At 51.5% G+C, this 16,320-nt stretch carries 10 protein-coding genes; 5 read left to right on the top strand and 5 right to left on the bottom strand.

Annotation, left to right across the window (positions count from 1 at the left end; genetic code table 11):
- Nucleotides 1-48: 48 nt before the first annotated feature.
- Together QZN53_RS05025 and QZN53_RS05030 are read right to left on the bottom strand one after the other, a co-directional pair.
- Nucleotides 49-678: a bifunctional 4-hydroxy-2-oxoglutarate aldolase/2-dehydro-3-deoxy-phosphogluconate aldolase gene (locus tag QZN53_RS05025; RefSeq protein ID WP_088626878.1), complete on the bottom strand. Its 630-nt coding sequence runs from the start codon at nt 676-678 to the stop codon at nt 49-51.
- Nucleotides 679-774: 96 nt separating this feature from the next.
- Nucleotides 775-3,876, bottom strand: a complete 3,102-nt coding sequence (locus tag QZN53_RS05030) for a glycoside hydrolase family 9 protein (protein ID WP_163437796.1) — start codon at nt 3,874-3,876, stop codon at nt 775-777.
- A gap of 199 nt (nt 3,877-4,075) precedes the next feature.
- Here QZN53_RS05030 and QZN53_RS05035 point away from each other — a divergent pair, with 199 nt between their 5' ends.
- A complete protein-coding gene (locus QZN53_RS05035; protein ID WP_163437797.1) occupies nt 4,076-5,509 on the top strand; it encodes an FISUMP domain-containing protein in 1,434 nt (477 codons plus the stop codon).
- Here the strand turns inward: QZN53_RS05035 and QZN53_RS05040 are convergent.
- Both QZN53_RS05040 and QZN53_RS05045 read right to left on the bottom strand, forming a co-directional pair.
- Nucleotides 5,495-6,703, bottom strand: a complete 1,209-nt coding sequence (locus QZN53_RS05040; RefSeq protein WP_163437798.1) for an ABC transporter permease — start codon at nt 6,701-6,703, stop codon at nt 5,495-5,497. The two genes, QZN53_RS05035 and QZN53_RS05040, sit on opposite strands and share 15 nt — an antisense overlap.
- On the bottom strand, nt 6,700-7,455 hold the full coding sequence (locus QZN53_RS05045; RefSeq protein ID WP_163437799.1) for an ABC transporter ATP-binding protein: 756 nt from the start codon (nt 7,453-7,455) through the stop codon (nt 6,700-6,702). The genes QZN53_RS05040 and QZN53_RS05045 overlap by 4 nt, the downstream gene beginning before the upstream one ends.
- 152 nt (nt 7,456-7,607) lie before the next feature.
- Between QZN53_RS05045 and QZN53_RS05050 the strand changes: the two genes are divergently transcribed.
- Nucleotides 7,608-9,974: an OmpA family protein gene (locus tag QZN53_RS05050; protein WP_205428124.1), complete on the top strand. Its 2,367-nt coding sequence runs from the start codon at nt 7,608-7,610 to the stop codon at nt 9,972-9,974.
- Nucleotides 9,975-10,194: 220 nt separating this feature from the next.
- Here QZN53_RS05050 and QZN53_RS05055 read toward each other — a convergent pair whose 3' ends face one another.
- Complete coding sequence (locus tag QZN53_RS05055) at nt 10,195-10,605, bottom strand: GtrA family protein (RefSeq protein ID WP_163437800.1); 411 nt, start codon at nt 10,603-10,605, stop codon at nt 10,195-10,197.
- A 34-nt stretch (nt 10,606-10,639) separates the two neighbouring features.
- On the opposite strand from QZN53_RS05055, the gene QZN53_RS05060 reads away from it, so the two are divergent.
- The 3 genes from QZN53_RS05060 to QZN53_RS05070 all read left to right on the top strand — a co-directional run bounded on the left by QZN53_RS05060 (nt 10,640) and on the right by QZN53_RS05070 (nt 16,265).
- Nucleotides 10,640-12,127, top strand: a complete 1,488-nt coding sequence (locus tag QZN53_RS05060; protein ID WP_163437801.1) for an acetyl-CoA hydrolase/transferase C-terminal domain-containing protein — start codon at nt 10,640-10,642, stop codon at nt 12,125-12,127.
- Between the two features lie 141 nt (nt 12,128-12,268).
- Nucleotides 12,269-14,656 carry a histidine phosphatase family protein gene (locus QZN53_RS05065; RefSeq protein ID WP_163437802.1) on the top strand — a complete coding sequence of 796 codons (2,388 nt, stop codon included), beginning with the start codon at nt 12,269-12,271 and terminating at the stop codon, nt 14,654-14,656.
- A gap of 7 nt (nt 14,657-14,663) precedes the next feature.
- Complete coding sequence (locus QZN53_RS05070) at nt 14,664-16,265, top strand: histidine phosphatase family protein (protein ID WP_163437803.1); 1,602 nt, start codon at nt 14,664-14,666, stop codon at nt 16,263-16,265.
- Nucleotides 16,266-16,320 lie beyond the last annotated feature (55 nt).

Consider the following 16,320-nt stretch of genomic DNA (forward strand, 5'->3'; position numbering starts at 1 on the left):
AAGTAATTATGGTGCAAAGAAGGTTTCTTCTTTGCACCGCATTGCAGACTACTTAATCGAAGCGAGGAGTTTCTTCAGGCGCTCGGCAATGGTTGCCCAGTCGCCTGCGGCCATCAGCTTCGGGTCGTAAATACTTGCGCCGAACGAAAGCAGGTTTGCGCCGGCCTTCAAGTAGCTTGCGGCGTTCTCCGGGTTCACGCCGCCGCAGGCCATCAAGGGAATGTCGCGGAACGGCCCGCGCAACGCCTTAATGTATTCGGGGCCGCCCACGCAGTTCACCGGGAAAATTTTGACGGCGGTAGCGCCCAAGTCAAAAGCCTTCTGCACTTCGGTCGGGGTTAAGGCACCCGGAATAATCGGAATGCGTGCCGTGGCCGAAAGGCGGATGATTTCATTGCGCGTATTGGGCGTTACAATGAATTCGGCGCCGGCGGCAATGGCCTTGTCCAAGTCACTCCCGTGACGGACGGTCCCTGCGCCTACGGAAATCCCGTGAGGCTTGGCGGCGGTCTTGAGGGCACTAATAATCGATTCGGCGTTAGCGGTGTTCATGGTGACTTCGATCGCCTTGAGCCCGCATTCAACAGCGGTCTTGACGCATGCTTCTTCTGCGCCTTGGGGAATGTCGCGGAGAATGCCCACGACCGGCATCGGTTGTAAAAATTCAAGCAGATTCATGCCCTAAATATATATGAAAAATTCCCGAAAGAGTACCACGAAAAAACAAAAAAAGTCGGCTTTGTGGGCCGACTTTTTTCATGATATGTAATGAACTTACTTGATTCTGATGCTCTGGGTTGCAAGGACCTTGCCGTTTTGCACGACTCTTGCAATCAGGGCGCCGCGGTGCGGGAGCTTTGCGAGGTTCACTTCGGCACGGGTGCCGTCGAAGGTCTTGACCGTCAGCTGGTTGCCGAGCAGGTCAAAGATTTTCACGGTCTTGGTGCCTTGTGCATTGGCAAGCACGTAGAGCTTGTTCTTGGCGACCTGCATGCGGGCCCTGGCGATGACGGTGGGCTTGACAAAGCCTACGCGGTCGCTGGTGGTTTCGCCTGGGCCGTAACCCCACAAGAGCTTGCCCTTGCTGCGGAGAACGATGTAGGGGTCTTGGGGTGGATCTTGGTACCTGTCTTGATTCATAGGCCAGCTGGGGGCGCCTGCGTAAACGGGTGCATCCTTGGTCGTGGAGTGTGCGGTAAAGCTCCATGCGTCGGCAAGTTTGATTTCGCTGGTAGAACCGCTGTCAGCGGTAAAGTACAAAATAAGTTTCTTTAATGTTCCGAGACCAAGTGATCCGATGTCAATCTGTTGCTCCCAGGTATTGAAAGTGCCTTCGACCTTTTTCGGTTCACTTTTTATCATATCCTTTTTATCTTCAGGACAGAGCTGCATTAAACCGTCCAAACCGTATAGCTCACAGTTTAAAATGAAGGGTTTTGCTCCGCTAGAAATGTCCTCTTCGGTTGCTTCAAAGTAAACGTAGGCTACAACGCTGTCAATATCTTCTAGGCTTTCGTTATGGAAATTGATGTTGAACATGCCTAAGGTGTTTTCAGAGTAAGTACATGCCGTTGCATAGGTTTCTCCGGAGAAGGGTGATGTTTCTCCGCTTTTGCAGTTGTCGCACTTCTTTTCGTAGTAGTCGCTGCCGCCGTTACTTACAAGGGTCAGGGCAGACAAGAGAAGTGTTGAGCCCTCAAGACAGGTTTCCTCGATGATGAAGTTAGACCAACTATTATTCCAAGAGTTTTGTTCAGAGGGGGTGGGGCCGCCCAAAAGACCACCGACGGGGCAGACGTATTTGTAGTTAAGTCCAGGCATGCTTTTGCCTTCGGGGTTTGCTGCTCTGTGGTGCGGGTGGGCGTCGTTCTTGTCGCCAACGCCGAATACAAAGGAAACATCCCAGGGGTTCACGCCGAACAAGTAGTTCAGCTGGTTAATGCCGAGTTGGCGCATTTCGCTAGCCTTGAATTCGGAACCCTCAATGTTCGGGAGGGTGATTCCCTGTTTTTCAATGTCGGCAGCCACTTCGGCGTAGGCAAGAACATCGAAGATATTTCCGGCTTGATCGAAGTTATAAAGCGATCCAATGGAATATAAGGAATACCATGTGGAATCGTAGTGAAGCGGGTATGTGTTTCGAGCAGTGGTAGGAAGGGTGATCAATCCGTTTCCTGATGTGGCCTCGTCGGCTAAATTTTCAATCATGCTGGCAAGGCAGTCTTCGATAGCGGCTAGGTGTTCTTCTTCGGTAAGGCCGTATTCCGTTGTGGCCTTGGTCTTGTCGGCAAGAATCAGCTTGTACAAGGCATACAGGGCGTAGGTGTGCATGTCTGCAAAGTTGGTGCTTGTTCCCCCCTTAAGCATTGATCCGCTGAAGCCTGTAAACCATCCTCCCGCAAAGTAACCTGCGCCTCCGATGTCGTTAACTTGTTGCAATTTAAAAAGATCTTTGGCGCGAATCATATCGTCGGCATAGTCCTTCTTGCTTGTGGCATAAAGGAGTGCAACCGAGGCGAGAGCAAGCTTGTCGTAGACGCGATTGTTGTTGATGTAGGTGGAAGATGTAAAAGTGGCTTTGTTGTTCTTGTATGTTTCGCCTTGAGCCAAGGACTTGGCAAAGTCGTACAATTTTTCAGCGACCGTCAAGCAACTGTCTGCAAAGGCCTTGTCGTAAGTCTTGTAATTCTTGGCCAAAATGGCGAGGCCAGCTGCAATTTCAGCGGAAACGTTGGCGCCGAGTTCGCCGAGTCGCACATCGCGGCCCGCAGAACCTCCGCGTGCTGCGGGCATATAATCTTGGGCTTCCGGGCGGTTCCACGACATATGATCGTTGCTAGTATTGCCCACGGACACGGGCATGTCGTCAATAACGCCCTTGGCAAATTCGTAAGCCCTCAGGAAAAAGTCTGCGCCATGTTTCGCTTCGCGCAAAACGTCGGGAATACCGTCGGTCGTTACAAATTCACCTTGATTGTAGGCGTAGTGGTCCACGTCCTTGGTCGGGTTCGTGGCAGACATCAAGGCGAGTGCTGCAAAGGCAAATGCTTGCGTCTGCGATTCCTTCAGGTGGTCGCCACAGTCGTACCAACCGCCCTGCAAGGCTCCTTCTTTTGACGTATAGCCTTCAGCGGCATCTTTTCCGAGTACTACCTTGCCTGCGCCGTCTTTTAGATGACTTGGGCCGTGGAACCAAGATTCGGAGTTGCCGCTGCGTTGGATACCGAAGAACTTGAGTGCAGCATCCTTTGTCATGGTGTAAACGTCGTCGCTTACAATAAAGGTGCTAGAGACTTCGTCACCCACTTTAATGCGCAGGCGTGTGTTGGTGGGTACGTTTTGCGGAATCTTGCCGACAAAGATATAACCGGAAGGGCCGGTAAATGCCACCTTGTAACGATAGGATACAGCATCTCTGCTTCCGACAATTGTCCAGTCGCTCTGGGTTGTAACTAGGGTGTTGGATAATAATCCGGTTACCTTGGTCTTGAGCGATTTGCCGTCTGCATCCACAACTTCAAATTCTTTGGCAGAACCTATGTAGTAGAACAGACGTTCCTTGTCACTTTCCAAATAGCCCGCCTGGTTCACGCGAATCGGCGAAATCTTGGAGTTGATAGCATCAAAGTAGGCCTGGTCCAAGGTGTCGGGCATCAGGGCGCCCGCCTTAAAGCTTGCGGGAGTCTTATCGATGTTTAAAGCATCGATCATACCTGTTCCCGTAGTATCGAACTTGCTGAATGCTGTGGAGTCCCAGCTCAAAGGCCAGGTGGGGCGAATCAAATCGTAGGGGGTGGTGGCGGCCATTGCAGCCGTAGCCGAAAATGCAAGAGACGCGGCAACTGCAATTGGCTTGATTTTCTTGAGCCTTCTCATAAAAACCTCCGAGGGTGACGTAAGGTAATTATAAGAAATCTTCGGCTAAGTTTCAATCAGGTTTGCAAACAAATGTATTACATTGCATTTTCTTGTGACCGTGTTTACCTTATTCGAACCTTAAGGCTTCAATCGGGTCCAAGCGGCTTGCCTTCAATAAAATTTTTATCTTTCCCTTGCATTTTTTTGGAGGTGCTAGGTGAAAAATATATTTCTTCGTTTGACCGTGACTTTTGCTCTGCTCACTCTTCTCGCTTGTGACGATTCCACATCGGCAAAAGCAGATGAGTCGAGTTCTTCCCGAAAAGCACAGAGTTCCTCTTCATCTTCTTTGGTTAATTCATCTAGTTCAAACACGAACGAGATTGAGAGCAGTTCTTCGGTATCTGGACCCGCTTTATGCAAAACGGAAAACGAAGACAGTTGTGAATATGGCGAAATCATTGATGACAGGGATTGCCAAATCTACAAGACTGTTAAAATCGGACGTCAGAGATGGATGGCAGAAAACCTGAATTATAAGACAAGCGACAGTCGCTGCTACAATGACTCGGCGGAATACTGTAAAAAATATGGTAGCCTCTATGACGGATGGGGCTTATCTGAACTATGCCCTTCCGGCTGGCATATACCTAGTCGGGATGAATGGAACGAACTGATTAATTTGGTAGGAAAATACGAAGCAGGAAAAATCTTGAGAACGAAAGAAGGCTGGAATATAACTGAAATTCCCGTGGACGGACTCGGATTTTCTGCTCGTCCGGCAGGTTACTGCAACTCGAAAGAGTGTGGTGACGAGGGAAAAGAATCAAGCTTTTGGGGTACCACGGAATGGTGGCATGACTCTTCGATGATGCATTCCGGCTGGTCTACGAATTTTCTGTACGGATTGAACCTAGACAAATATGGCGCTTGTGTGACTACTCTCAACCGATATACGTGGTGGTCAGTCCGCTGCGTGCAGGATTCGATTGAAAAAGAACCTCTATTCCACGATAGGGAACAATGTATAGAAGAAAGATTCTGTACCGATTCTGTGGCAACCCCATGCAAAACTGCCGATACAGATACATGTAAATACGGAAAGATTGTCGATGAGATATCGGGTAAAATTTATAAGACGGTAAAAATCGGTTGCCAAATGTGGATGGCAGAAAATGTCAATGATGAATCCTCGCGCGATCGATTTGGCGGAATCTATTGCTATAACGACTCTGTTAGCTATTGCGATCAATATGGCACATTACATACATTTCATAATGCTTTTTGTCCGAGTAGTTCGGGATATCATTTACCAGACGATACCGATTTCGAAACGTTATTCCGTACGGTAGGTGGCGACTCTATCGCAGGGAAAATGCTCAAATCAACAAGCGGCTGGAAAGACGGGGCGAATGGAATCGATGCCTTCGGTTTTTCGCTTCTCCCTTCGGGAGTATTGTCTGATGACTATAGTGGCATCGGCGAAAGGGCCTATTTTTGGAGCGGTCCGGAAGACAGCTATTCTTATAACTACTATTTCATCTTTTCTTCAGCCGATTCTGTAGTAAAATACACGAGCCGTGATACGGACGGAATGGCCGTCCGCTGTATGAAGAATCTTCCATGGTATGATGATCTATTCGAACCTTAAGGCTTCAATCGGGTCAAGGCGGCTTGCCTTGCGGGCGGGGTACCAGCCAAAGAATACGCCTGTCGCAAAGCACACGGCAAAGCTCACGATCACGCTGGTCACCGAGACGCTCATGGGCATGTTGAAGGCTATTTTCACGACTTCGGAGGCGGCGATGCCGAGAGCAATCCCGATAATGCCGCCTAGCAGGCTGATTATCACCGATTCAAACAAAAACTGGAACATAATATCTTTGCCGCGGGCACCGATGGCCATGCGCAGGCCAATTTCTTTGGTACGTTCCGTGACGGAAACATACATGATGTTCATGATACCGATACCGCCTACAAACAAACTAATGCCTGCGATAATCGTGAGCACCAGAGAAATCATGTCAGACGTACTCGTGATGGTCTGAATCATTTCTTCTTGCGTAAATACGCGGAACGGGTCAACGGGCTTAGTCCATCCGCGACGTTCCTTCAGGATTCCCATAATTTCTTCAGTCGCCTTTTCGGCGTAGCCTTCGCCAATGGAATTCGCAAAAATCTGGCGGATGTTTGTGGTTGCAGAGAACCTGCGCATCACCGTCTGGTAAGGCGTGAAAATCACGTCATCGTTGTCTTGCCCGAAGTCGCCGGAGCCTTTCGCTTTCAAGGTGCCGATGACTTTCAGGGGAATGTTCTTGTAGCGAATGGTCTTGCCGATGGGGTCGCCTTCGGGGAACAGGTTCTTGACGACGGTCTGCCCGATAACGCAGACTTTGGACATGCGGTCCGTGACATCATCGAACATGACGCCATCTTCGATTTCGTAGTTGCGAATCTTGAGGTAGTCGGCAGAAATTCCGCTCAAAGTCGTGGGGGAGTTATTGTTGCCTACAATCGCCTGCCCGCCCACGGTCATCATCGGGGAAACTCCGTTGATGTAGGTGGCATTTTCGCGGATGGCGATAATGTCGGCTTCTTCGAGGAGCTCGCTGGTAGATTCCTGCTGCACGCCGCCGCGACGGTCACGGTTCGGCATGATGATGATGGCGTTGGAACCCATCGCGGTCATCTGTTCCTTGATGGAGATTCGGGAGCCTTCGCCCATGGCGACCATGGCGATCACCGCCGCGACACCAATCACGATGCCGAGCACCGAAAGGAAGGTGCGCATGCGGTTGCGCAGCAAAGCCTTGAGTGCAATTTTGATTAAAGTAAACGGACTCATTCTTCCTCCTCAAACGTTTCCGGCGGAGGGAGGGCTTCGAAGGCTGCCTTGGCGTCTTGCACGTTTTCGTTCTTCACGTCTTTTTTCAGGAGTCCGTCGCGGAGTGTAATGGTTCGCCCGCTAAAAGTGGCGATGTCGGGTTCGTGCGTCACGAAGGCGATGGTTTTTCCTTGGCGGTTCAGTTCCTGGAAAATCATCATGATTTCGTAGCTGGTGCGGGTATCCAAGTTTCCGGTGGCTTCGTCTGCGAGAATGATCACTGGGTCGTTCACCAGGGCGCGTGCGATGGCGACTCGCTGCTGCTGGCCTCCCGAAAGCTGGTTCGGCAAATGGTTCATGCGGCTTTCGAGTCCGACCATTTTTAAAGCTTCGATAGCGCGGCGGTGGCGTTCTGCGGCAGACACGCTGGAGTTGTATAATAAGGGAAGTTCTACGTTTTCGATAGCCGTGGTTCGGCTGAGCAAGTTGTAACTCTGGAATACGAACCCGAGCTTTTTGCTTCGGATTTTCGCGAGAGCGTCGCGTTTTAATTTTTCGGTATGCTGACCGTCTAGAATGTACTCGCCGGAGGTCGGCTTGTCCATGCAACCTAAAATATTCAACATGGTCGACTTGCCGGAACCGCTTGTACCCATGATGGTCACGAATTCGCCGGGATAGATGTCAAAAGAGACGCCACGCAGCGCGTGGACCGTTTCGTCGCCCATTTTGAAGTCTCGGCGGATATTTTGGATAGATAAAATCGGGTTCATAATCGCTAATTAGATGCCTGTCAAGAACTTTTGGTTGCAAATCTACTGATTTTCGGGGCTATTTTGGGGTGTGAGCGGCGTCACACTTAGTTTTAATTTGCTGAAAATACTACATTGGAATCAAAATGTAATAAAGACATGCGAGGGATACAATGAAAAAAATCATTGCTTTGTCACTAGTCGCTGGCGGTCTTGCCTTTGCCCAGTCCGGGCTTCAGGGTGGTACCTCCGGTATTCATCAACACAACGCCTACACGTTGGGTCAGTGGGGTATCGAACTCGGTACGGGTGGAGATATTTCTTCGGACGCTTGGTCTCAGTCCCGTGGTGGCGTGCTTTACCAGGGAAACACGGAACGTTCTTTCCATAGGAATGCGGGTACTCTTAGCGGTAATGTTCATGCTGCAATTGGTCTGAAGGATTTCATTGACCTCGGTGTTGCCCTTCCGCTTTACTACGACCACGCCAACTTGAAAGGCGATGGCGAAGGCGATCTTTGGAAAGCTAGCCGCGGCGACCTGGACGTTTGGTTGAAGGCCGGCCTCGTGGGTGATGCCAAGAGCTTCTTTGGCCTCGCTATCCAGGGTGATGTCTACTTCCCGACCGGTGACGAAAACGTGGGCGTGCGTCCTCGTCATGCCTGGTATTTGAATGACAACGGCGGTGTTACCCACCCGTATACCGCTGGTGGATTTAGCTACGCTGGAACCGTGGTGCTCTCCTTGAACTTCGGCGCACTTGGTGTGCCGGTCTTGTGGAACACCCATGCAAGCTTTGTTTATGCCGACAAGGGTACCAATACCTTGGTTTATGGCACGGGCTTGAACGTGATGCCGACCAGCTGGATGGACATCTTTGTTGAATACTCCGGCGAAATGCGTATCGAAGACGGTGCATACCGTCGTGACCCGATGGACGACCCGATGCTCCTGACTCCGGGTTTCCGCTTCCATCTGCCGTGGCACATCGACTTCGCTTTGGGTGCTGACATTGCCTTCCGCACTCTTAATAACCTCGGCTACGATAGCGAAAAAGACTTGAAGAACGTGAATGAACACATGATTCATCATGCCAATACGACGGGTAATGTAAGCTATGGCTATGCTCCGACTCCGACGGTTGCTGTGACTGCAGCCCTTACCTGGCGCTTCGGCGGTAACGTCAAGGACGTGCAGACCGATAGCGATGCCGACGGCGTACCTGATGCCAAGGACCAGTGCGAAAAGACTCCGGCCGGCGCTGTGGTTGATTCCCTCGGTTGCCCGCAGGATTCTGACAAGGATGGTATTTTTGACGGCCTTGACAAGTGTCAGAATACTCGCGGTGGCGCAAGCGTCGACTCTCTCGGTTGCGAACCGGACTTCGACAAGGATGGCGTTCCTGACGCTCTCGACAAGTGCCCGAACACTGCTGCAGGCGTGAAGGCCGACTCTGTTGGTTGCCCGCAGGATACCGATAAGGACGGCGTGTACGACGGTCTCGACAAGTGCGAAAATACTCCGGCAGGTCTCCCGGTTGACGAAACGGGTTGCCCGGCTGATGCTGACAAGGACGGCGTTGCCGATGCATTCGACAAGTGCCCGAACACTGCTGCTGGCCTCGCTGTTGATACTCTCGGCTGCCCGGCTGACGCTGACAAGGATGGCGTACCTGATGCTCTCGACAAGTGCCCGAACACCAGCGAAGGTGCCCAGGTGAATGCTGAAGGTTGCGAAGGCGACTTCGATGGCGACGGCATTCCGGATGCTAAGGACCAGTGCCCGAACACCAAGCAGGGTGTGCCTGTTGATTCTACGGGTTGTCCGGCCGACGCTGACAAGGATGGCGTGCCTGATGCTCTCGACAAGTGCCCGGATACTAAGGCCGGCTTGAATGTTGACAATACGGGTTGCCCGCTCGACTTCGATAAGGACGGTATCCCGGATGGTATTGACCAGTGCCCGAATACTCTGCAGGGCGTGCCTGTTGATTCTACGGGTTGCGCTGCTGACGCAGACAAGGATGGCGTGTACGATGGTCTCGACAAGTGCCCGGATACTCCGAAGGGTGCATCTGTTGACACCGTTGGCTGCCCGGTCGATAGCGATAAGGATGGCGTGGCTGACTTCCTCGATAAGTGCCCGAATACCCTTGAAGGTGTACGTATCGACAAGAAGGGTTGCCCGCTCAACAAGGCTGAAGACCTCGAACAGTTGAAGAAGGGTATTAACTTCCAGAGTGGCTCCAAGAAGCTCACCAAGGCAAGCTACAAGACCTTGAACAACATCGTGAAGCTCATGAAGAAGTTCAACACCGCCAACATCGAAGTCCAGGGTCACACCGACAACACTGGCTCCGAAGAAACCAACAAGCAGATCTCTCAGGATCGTGCCCAGGTTGTGGTGGATTACTTCATCCAGAACGGTATTTCTTCTGACCGCGTTCGCGCTGTGGGCTTCGGCTCCGACAAGCCGATCGCCGATAACAAGACGAAGAAGGGCCGCTCTAAGAACCGCCGTGTTGAACTCGTACCGTTCTAATCGGAATTCTTGAAAAGCTTGTGCAGCTCAGCTGCAAAAAAGGGTCGCCGCGAGGCGCCCTTTTTGTATATGCGAACAACGACATATGAGAACTCCAAAAGGATTAGTCACTCGTTGTTCGCCCTTCGCTCCGACAATAGGCTAACAGCCTATTGCCATCGCTCGGCAAGAATGCATATAAACATCTCTCGTCTGTAGGACCGTAGGTCCGTTCTTTTGTCTATTTAAACACCCACTTCTTGTAGAGCATAAAGCTTGCGACGACATATACGCCGTTGGCGACGATGTTTGCGAAGAAGCCGGGTTTCATGAATTGCGAAATGAAGTCGGTGAACGGTTTGCACCAGGCGGTGTTCAAAACGTAAACGGTGGCTTCGAGCGTTACAAAGTTCAAGGCGTAGGCCGCAAGGAACACGAGGATGAATCGGATGATTTCGGTGCGCTTGCGGTTGTGGCTCTTGAAGTTCCAAATGCGGTTCATCAAGTAGCTGTTGATGGCGCCGAAAATGAACCCGAGAAAGTTCGAAAGTTCTAGGTTCCAGTCGAGTATTTGGTGCATTACCCAAACCGAGGCGAGGGTAATGAGCGTGTTCATAACGCCAATCAAGTTGTATTTGATAAAATGTTTCACACGGGAAAATCTAAAAAATTATTTTTACGGCACTATGACTTGGTTTGATGCGAAAAAGTGTTCGGCGGCCGATGCCGCAGCAATGATTAACGATGGTGATGTGCTGGGAGTTTCCGGTTTTACTTTGGCCGGTTACCCCAAAGAGGTTCCTACGGCTTTGGCCGCGCGTGCCGAAAAGATGCATGCCGAAGGCAAGCCTTTTAAGGTCACGCTTTTTTCTGGAGCTTCTACGGGCGACAGCTGCGACGGGGCTTTAGCTCGGGCGCAGGCGGTGTCGCTTAGAATGCCTTACCAGAGCAATCCGAGTTTACGCAAGGCGATTAACGCCGGCCAAATCAAGTACATTGATGCCCACCTCGGCAAGATGGGCTACCTCGTGCGTACGGGCGCTGTGCCTGCGCCGACGGTCGCTATTATTGAAGTCTCGGCCATATTGAGCGACGGTCGCGTATGCCTTTCGACCTCGGGCGGAAACTCGGTGACTTACCTCGAGATGGCACCCAAGATTATTCTGGAATTGAATACGCGCCTGGGCGATTCCTTTATGGGAATCCATGACACCGCACTTCCGGAACTCCCGCCGCATGCAAAGCCGCTGGCCATTTATAGCGCCGGCGATCGCGTGGGTTCTGAATTCGTTAAAATCGACCCGAACAAGGTCATCGCCGTTGTCGAAACATCTCGCCTCGACGAAGTGAATCCGTTCGTAGAACCGGATGCAGTCTCTAGAAATATCGGCGAACGCATTCTGGACTTTATCTGCTTTGAAGAAAGCAAGGGTCGACTCCCCAAGGGAATGGCCTTCCAGAGCGGTGTGGGCAAGGTGGCAAATGCTGTCCTTAGCGCCATGTCCGACGATAGCCGCCTTGGAACGATTGACCTTTATACCGAAGTCATTCAAGAAGCCGTGTTCCCGCTTTTAAAGAAGGGCAAGCTCGGTGTCGCTTCGGGTACGGCTCTTACTTTGTCCGAAAAAGCGCAGAAGGAATTCGTTGAAAATGCCGCCGAATGGAAAAAACACTTGGTGCTTCGCCAGCAAGAGGTGAGCAACAGCCCCGACGTGATTCGCCGCGTGGGCGTGATTTCCATGAATACGGCGCTAGAAGCCGACATCTTTGGCAATGTGAACAGCAGCCTTGTTTCGGGCTCTTCGATGATGAACGGAATTGGTGGCGCTGCTGACTTTGCGCGCAACTGCGCACTCGGATTTTTCTTGACTCCCTCGGTTGCCAAAGACGGTGCCATCAGTTCGATTGTGCCTTACGTAAGCCATGTGGACCAGACTGATCACGATACCATGATTTTCGTGACGGAACAGGGACTTGCCGACTTGCGTGGGCTTGCCGCCGAAGAACGTGCAAGACTCATTATCAAGAATTGCGCCCATCCGGATTTCCGCGAACCGCTCACGGATTTCTTGGAATACAGCCTGAAACATGCGAAGGGTTTACACATGCCCTTGGCCTTGGAACGGGCTTTCGAAATGCATTCCAGGTTCCTCGAAACTGGAAAAATGCGCTAAAAAGTTCCGTTTTTGCAGTTTTTCTGTGATTAGACGCATTGCCCTTGCGCAGGCGGGGGGCTTTGGCAAATTCTATTAGCTTTTTCGTTGAAAAAAAAGTAGTTTCTTGTTATATTGCGAGTAGCTTTTTAGGATCGACGAATGAATCGCCTGTTTTGGATTATAGTCTCTGTTTGGTTCGCCTTCTCTATGCAGGCGTGTTCCGGTAGTTCGTCTTCTTCGAACGAAGAACTTGATCCCGATGAAATTGGAGACGATTACGGTGATGGCGACGATGATGGCCGCTCCAGCGGCTCTCGCTGGGAAAAACGCTCCAGTGGTGTTGTCCAGAAAGATTCTTTAGGCCGTCCGATTTCGAGTGCGGCTGACCCTGACAAACCGGGTGAACCTGGCGAACCTGGTGGATCGGGTAATTCCAGTTCTTCGACGGGTGCGGTTGTCGGTATTGAAGATCCGGTTATTGAAGATACCACGACAGTGGTCGATGTAGAGGCCTTGCCGGAATGTACCGCCCAAAGCGAGGGCGAATCCTTCTTGGTCAAGAGCGAAAATATTCTGTATTTCTGCTTGGCGGGTGAGTGGGTTCCTTCCGAAGAGGTCTCCCAGGCCACGGGAATTTCTTGCCGCGACGGCAAGATGTACACGGGTGTCGAAGATGACGACGAGAAGGGCTCAAGTTCGCATGGCGGCTCTTCGACTTGGGGCTTTGGCAACACGGTGAATACGGATGCTGTCGATACGGCTGAACCGCGTATCGTGGGCGCCCATCTGGTCGGTGTCGCTGAAAAGGGCCCGTTCCGCTACGGTACATCCATTAAGCTGATCGAACTCGACAGTACGCAGCATTTGGCTGATTCCAAGCGTACTCACAAGACTTGTATTTTGAATGGCGATGGCAACTACAGCTTTGACAGCGTAGATTATGTTTCGCCCTATTTGCGTGTGAAGGCAAATGGTTACTACCGCAGTGAACTGACAGGCGGACTTTCTTCTAAGGCGGTGACGCTTGAAGCCGTGGTCGACGTGACCGAAAAAGATACGGTGAACGTGAATATCCTGACCCACATGGAAGCGGAGCGCGTGCTCAAGCTTGTGGAAAATAGCGGTAACAACCAACCGATTCGTGCTGTCAAGGCGCAGGCCCTGCGCGATATCCTTTCGAGCTTTGATATCCAGTGGGATAAATCTTCTGGCTCCGGTAGTACCGGTGGCGGCGGTGGCTTTGGTGGTTGGAACTTTGGTGGGCAGCAACAGCTCACGACCGATGGCCGCTTTGCCGAAGATATTGGACTCTTTGATGGTGACGAGTACAGTGGTGCCCTCCTTGCAATCTCTATCATGATGCAGCGCAAGGGCTCGGGCTCCGAGATGATGTCTTATGCCGCAGGCATTGCCGACCGCATTAAGGGTAACGGCAACTGGGACGACAACAACGCCAAGGCCGACCTGGCTGACTGGCTCATGGTGCTTGATACCAGCGGTTCTTACGCAACGATTCGCAACAATATCGCCAGCTGGAATATGGGCGAGGTCCCTGACTTTGAAAAGCATCTGAAGCGCTTCTGGTCCAGAGCCTATAACTTTGGTGATTGCAATGCGCAGAAAGCCGATTCGGTATTTTGCATTTCGAACAGCCTGAGCGCCTATTTCTGCGGGGGCGGCTACGATCAGCCGGGTCCGACGGTCCGCTTTATCTGCGATGCCAATACACATGAATGGCGCGCCGCTACCGCTGTCGAAAAGGACACTTACGGCTACGGCAAGGGCGAATATCCGGGCCAAATCAAGAATGGCCGCGTCGATAAAGAAAAGTATTATGTCTACGATGACGAAACCAAGAAGTGGCGTGCCGCTACAAGTGACGATATTCAGGAATTCGAAGACCTTGAAGATGTGTACAAGAACCTGAAGTCGGGCGAAAAGGTCATCTTCTTCTTGCGCCATGCCAAGCGCAGCGATGATACCGGCAAGAACGGCCATTTGACCGATGAAGGTAAGGCCCAGTCGCAGGGTGTGGGCGCCAAGCTGAAAGGCGAAGATATTTATTTTGCGAATTCGACCTACACGAGAAGCATGGAAACTTGCGAAAATGTCGCTAAGGGCGCAGGCGTGAGCTTCACTGAAAACACGATCGAAGCGCTTGACGGCGAATGGTACGTGAAGGACAACAACAAGCTCGAACAGTACAAGAGCAACAATGGCGGCGGCTGGGTCGTGGCTTCTGAATATGCATACAAGGGCTCGTATACCGATGCATTCTACGACCTTGGAACTTACAGCGAAAGCTTTATTACGGAAATTATCAAGCCTGAATTTGCGAACGTGAAAAAAGTGGGCGTGTTTATTTCGCACGATATGTTTGTGGTTCCGCTGACGGCGTACTTCACCGACAAGAAGGTGAACCTGCGCTACTTTGATACCAAGCAATGGATCAACTACTTGGCGGGCCTTGCAATCATCATGGGGAAAGACGGAACAATCCGATATGTGCCAGTGAGGGGACTAGATTCCGGAACCATGACGATGTAGGTTGCGTATGAAAAAAAAGTGGTGTGTGGAATGTTTGGGTGCTGCCTTGGCAGTAACCCTGTTCTTGTTTGGGTGCAGTGCAGAAAATAATGGTAGTGTCGTAAACGGAGGCGAAACGGCTAACGAGGGCTCGGTAGCGGTAAAGCCCGATACCCAGGCGGTTCAGGTCCTTGAACCGATTTATGCACCGCTCTATACCTTTGAAATTCTAGAGGACCGGATTGCTGCTGCCGATTCCGTGGCGGTGAACAATATATTGGATTTGTTGGCTCGCCCCCGTGTGGATCAGCACTTGATGAACCATGTCCCGTTGGATTCTGCGGTGGAGCGTGCGAAGTACGAAGCGCTTGCGGCCTTCGGGGTGGATTCCCTGCAGTATGCGATGGATTCTAACGCCGTATTGCTTGCCATTGCGGCAATGGTGCAGAACCGCGCAAGCAAAGAAGAAACGCAGAACTTTATTGCCACTTTGGGTGAAGACCTGAAGGGCGACGGCGTATGGAATGATCCTAACTGGAAAATCCAGATTGCCGACTGGATCGTAGGGCTCGATAGCAACTGGCGTTATGGCGAAATTCGTAACAACGTAACGTCTGCCTACGGCGGGAATGTGCCGAATTTTGAAAGCTACATGCGTGGCTTTATTCCGCTGGCTTACGCCTTTGAAGCTTGCTCCGAAGCGAATGCGGGAACAGTGACTTATGTGAACCAAGGCCAGAGTGCTTATTTTGCAAATGACTACGAAACATCGGACCATTCGGCGGTACGTTTTATTTGCGATGCGAATGGATTCCAGTGGCGCCTTGCGCAACCCATGGAAAAAGATACGGTGGGCTTTGGCCCGGGTGAATACGACCGGGAAATTCGCGAAGGCCGCGTCATCCATGACAACTATTACATTTACGATGCCGGTGCCTGGCGCCTTGCCACCCCGCAAGGAGCCGATGGCTTTACCGACCTTGTAGAAGTCTATGCGAATTTGGCTGCCGACGAAAAGGTCGTGTTCATTATCCGCCACAGCGAACGCACCGGTGAAACAGGCGCCAAGGGCCACTTGACCGACAACGGGAAAAAGTACGCCCAAGATTTGGGGAAGCGCCTTGCTGCCGTGAATCAGGAAAAATTCTACTTCGGTTATTCGGGCTACACTCGCACCCAGGAAACCTGCGAAAACATTGCCTTGGGCTATGGGCAATCCAAGTACAGCTTGGATGTCCTTGCCGGGCTTGATGGTGACTGGTACATGAAAGACAGCGTGAAGTTCGAAAGCTATTCGAATTCCGATGGCGGCGGCTGGGTGGTGTGTTCCAGGTACGCTTTTTTAGGCGCTTACCCGGATGTTTTCTATGACCTGGAAACGCGCAGCGAGGAACTGCTGCAAAAAGAAATTTTGGCGAATTTGGGCAAAATGGGGCGTGTTAGCTTCTTGGTTTCGCACGACTACCTAGTTGTCCCGCTGCTTGCCTATGTGACGAACGGGCATGCGAATGTGCGCTTTTACGAAAAATGGAAATGGGTGAATTACATGGCCGGTGTGGCCATGATTATCTCTCCCGACGGCTCGGTTCGTTATATCCCCGTAAAAGGGCTTGAAACCGGGGTGATGTAGCTTTCGGCGGCGTTATTCAAACGCCGCTTTTTCTAAATTTTCGTCGCTGATTTTT

Source organism: uncultured Fibrobacter sp. (genome assembly GCF_900316465.1).
Lineage (GTDB): Bacteria > Fibrobacterota > Fibrobacteria > Fibrobacterales > Fibrobacteraceae > Fibrobacter.